This is a genomic window from Marinobacter sp. UBA2498, from assembly GCF_002341575.1.
GTDB classification, from domain to species: domain Bacteria; phylum Pseudomonadota; class Gammaproteobacteria; order Pseudomonadales; family Oleiphilaceae; genus Marinobacter; species Marinobacter manganoxydans.
Genome location: NZ_DDOI01000065.1, coordinates 33,878 through 37,563 on the forward strand (window position 1 = coordinate 33,878; position 3,686 = coordinate 37,563).

Genomic DNA, 3,686 nt, shown 5'->3' on the forward strand with positions numbered 1-3,686 from the left:
AATTGGCATGGATCGGCATACACCCGAGCGTTTCGCGGCGTTTGAAGAGCAGGTTGCCGAGTACCCGGAGGTGCAGGAGTGCTACCTTATTACCGGCCAGGACGCCGATTACATGCTGAAGGTGGTGGTACCGGACATGGACCATTACCACCATTTCCTGCTGAACCGCATTACCCGCATTCAGGGCGTCAGCGGCGTGCACTCCAGCTTCGTGCTCCGGCGAGTGATCGACAGTACTGCCCTGCCATTGGCGTACCTTTCCTGACTCAGGCGACGAGCTCGCGGACGTAAGCCCTTGCCATACATTTGAGCTCCTCCACCAGTTGTCGACCCTGGGCGTCGGGCAGAGTTACCGCCAACCGGAGGACAGTGCCGGCGGACCTTGGCAACAAAAGGCTTGCGGTCCAGCGCCGATCATCAGGAATCCGGGGACACTCCTCTTTGAGTTTCCGATCCAGATCGCGGGCGTTGGTGTACAGCTCTCTCAGATCCAGCTCCCTCAGCTCAGGCATTGCCTCTACACCACTCCAGATCGCCGAGTAGGCGGGCTCGTGGCGATAGAACTCATAAAACTGATCGATGAGAACGTCTACCGCATCGCTGAGATTCAGTTCCTGCAACCGTTCCCGCAGAGCCCGCTCCATCTTCTCCACGTGCTGTTCGGCAATGGCATGGACGATGGCCGCCTTGTTGGGAAAGTAGCGGTAGAGAGAAGCCAGCGACATGCCCGATTGTCGGGCAATGGCTGACATGCTCGCAGCATCGACACCGGTCTCATGAAAAATGGCGGCGGCATGGCGAAGGATGGTGTTAACGCGCTCCCGGCTGCGGGCCTGAACCGGCCGGCGCCGCGGGGCGACATCAATAGATTCGTCGGTCATCATCTGTACCTTGTGCAACAGGCTCCGTACAATAATGGCCACTTTACGACAAATAAAGGCTCCGGCGGGCCAACCGCCGCCTGTCCATTAGTCTAACACTTCAGATTTATTACAAACGGAAGACACGATGCGAGCAAGCCGCTACCTGATTGCCACCCAGAAAGAGACCCCCGCCGACGCCGAGATCATCAGCCATCAGTTGATGTTGCGTGCCGGCATGATTCGCAAACTGGCCGCCGGGCTATACACCTGGTTGCCAATGGGCCTGCGTACCCTGCGCAAGGTCGAGCGAATCGTTCGCGAAGAAATGGACAAGAGTGGCGCTCAGGAAGTGTTGATGCCTGCGGTCCAGCCGGCCGAACTCTGGGAGGAATCCGGACGCTGGACCCAGTACGGCGGCGAACTGCTGCGAATGAAAGACCGTCATGGCCGTGATTTCTGTTTCGGACCGACCCACGAAGAGGTCATTACCGACCTGATCCGGAATGAGATCAGCAGCTACAAGGAGTTGCCAGCCAACTTCTACCAGGTTCAGACCAAATTCCGGGACGAGCGTCGCCCCCGGTTTGGCGTGATGCGCGCCCGGGAATTCCTGATGAAGGACGCTTATTCCTTCCATCTGAACGCCGAGTCCCTGAACGAAACCTACGAATTGATGCACCGCACCTACTGCGCCATTTTCGACCGTTTCGGCCTGGATTACCGTGCGGTACAGGCGGACTCCGGGGCCATTGGTGGCAGCGCATCCCACGAGTTTCACGTGCTTGCATCTTCAGGTGAAGATGACATCGTGTTCAGCACCGGGAGCGATTACGCGGCCAACATCGAGAAAGCAGAAGCAGTAGCCCCGAGCGGCACCCGCCCTGCTCCGGTCGAGGAAATGAAGGAAGTCGCCACGCCGGACCAGAAAACCATCGACGCGGTATCACAGCTGCTGGGCATTGACGCCACCCGCACGGTCAAAACCCTGCTGGTGAAGGCGGAAGCCGACGAAGACGGCAGCTCCGGGCTGGTTGCACTGGTTCTGCGGGGCGATCACACCCTGAACGAGATCAAGGCCGAAAACCTGGCCGGCGTTGCCGAGCCTCTGACCATGGCCACCGATGAGGAAATCGAACAGGCTATCGGCTGCAAGCCCGGATCTATCGGACCGGTAAACCTCAACGTGCCCGTCATTGTGGACCGCAGTGCCGCGCATCTGGCGGACTTTGTTTGCGGCGCCAACCGGGAAGGCTTCCACCTTACCGGCGTGAACTGGGAGAGAGACGCTGCGCTTGAACGGGTGGAAGACCTGCGCAACGTGGTTGAGGGCGACCCCAGCCCGGATGGCAAGGGCACTCTGGAGATCCGGCGCGGCATTGAAGTGGGCCACATCTTCAAACTTGGCAACAAGTACAGCACTGCCATGAACGCCACGGTTCTAGATGAGAACGGGAAAACCGTGATTATGGACATGGGCTGTTACGGCCTGGGTGTTTCCCGGGTTGTTGCCGCAGCCATTGAACAGAACCACGATGAAAACGGCATCATCTGGCCCGATGCCATTGCGCCTTTCCAGGTGGCCATTGTTACCCTGAACGCCCATAAGTCACCAACCGTTGCCGAGGCCGGCGAAAAGCTTTATGAACAGCTACGCCAAGCCGGTTACGATGTGCTTCTGGACGACCGAAAAGAGCGCCCTGGCGTGAAGTTTGCCGATATGGAATTGATTGGTATCCCGCACCGGTTCGTGGTTTCCGAGCGTGGTCTGGCAGCCGGAACCCTGGAATACAAAGGCAGAAAGGATGCGGAAAAACAGGATGTCCCGGTGGCTGAAGCGCTGCCATTCCTGGTCAACGCATCGCCCCGAAAAGGGCTCTGATCGCTGTCCGCATACGCGGACAAGCCTCTGACGGCACTTGTATAAAGCAGTGCCGTCAGGGATTTTCCCTTCCCGAACCACCCACAATCCCTGGCTCCATTTCCAGGGTGACACCAAACCGGTCAACGACTGACTGACGAACTTCTCTGGCAAGCTCCAGTATGTCGGCACCTGTGCCGCCCGAGTGGTTAATCAGCACCAGCGCCTGTCGGTTATGCACGCCCACCCGGGCATTCCGGAAGCCTTTCCAGCCACTCTGATCGATCAGCCACGCCGCTGCCAGTTTGACCCCCTGCTCCTGAGGATAAGCCACAATATCCGGGTGCCGCTCGCTGAGTGCCTCGAACGTTACTCCGTCAACCACCGGGTTCTTGAAGAAACTTCCGGCGTTCGGAATCATATCCGGGTCCGGCAACTTTCGTCGGCGAATGGCCATTATGGCCTCTGCCACATGCAAAGGGTCGAGGGCGGTTTCCGCTGTATCACCGAGGTACTCCCGGAGATCCCGATATCCGAGCACCAGAGGACGTGAGCGGGACAGGCCCAAACGGATTTCGGTGATCACATAGCGACCCGGCGTCTGTTTGAACAGGCTGTCGCGGTAGGAAAAACGGCACTGGGCGTTCTTGAGAACAACCAGCTCACCCGAATTGCGATCCAGTGCGGTGACGGATTCCAGGCAATCGCCGAGCTCAACACCATAGGCACCAATATTCTGGACGGGCGCCGCGCCGGCCGTGCCCGGGATAAGCGCCAGATTCTCGATACCGCGATAACCGGCCCGGGCAGCATACAGGACCGCCTCATGCCAGTTTTCACCCGCACCAAGCACCAGGGTCGCCCTGTGGTCCTCAATGTGCTCCCAACGGCGGCCACGAATCGCCAGACGCACCACCAGCCCCGCGAAGTCACCCGCGAACACCAGGTTACTGCCGCCCCCCAGA

4 protein-coding genes are annotated in these 3,686 nt (G+C 59.1%); 2 read left to right on the forward strand and 2 right to left on the reverse strand.

Annotation, left to right across the window (positions count from 1 at the left end):
- Positions 1 to 265: Lrp/AsnC ligand binding domain-containing protein (locus B2W52_RS09065; RefSeq protein WP_286802595.1), on the forward strand; the 265-nt coding region annotated here is incomplete at its 5' end.
- Between the two features lies 1 nt (position 266).
- Here B2W52_RS09065 and B2W52_RS09070 read toward each other — a convergent pair.
- Positions 267 to 881, reverse strand: a complete 615-nt coding sequence (locus B2W52_RS09070; protein WP_041646252.1) for a TetR/AcrR family transcriptional regulator — start codon at positions 879 to 881, stop codon at positions 267 to 269.
- 127 nt (positions 882 to 1,008) lie between these two features.
- On the opposite strand from B2W52_RS09070, the gene B2W52_RS09075 reads away from it, so the two are divergent.
- Positions 1,009 to 2,742, forward strand: a complete 1,734-nt coding sequence (locus B2W52_RS09075; RefSeq protein ID WP_273073203.1) for a proline--tRNA ligase — start codon at positions 1,009 to 1,011, stop codon at positions 2,740 to 2,742.
- Positions 2,743 to 2,797: 55 nt separating this feature from the next.
- Here the strand turns inward: B2W52_RS09075 and murB are convergent.
- The coding region (murB, locus tag B2W52_RS09080) for a UDP-N-acetylmuramate dehydrogenase (RefSeq protein ID WP_286802599.1) at positions 2,798 to 3,686 on the reverse strand (889 nt) is incomplete at its 5' end.

Bases quoted from the DNA above. Each gene is read 5' to 3' on its own strand.
- B2W52_RS09070 (WP_041646252.1), bottom strand. From the start codon at position 881: ATGACCGACGAATCTATTGATGTCGCCCCGCGGCGCCGGCCGGTTCAG.
- B2W52_RS09075 (WP_273073203.1), top strand. From the start codon at position 1,009: ATGCGAGCAAGCCGCTACCTGATTGCCACCCAGAAAGAGACCCCCGCC.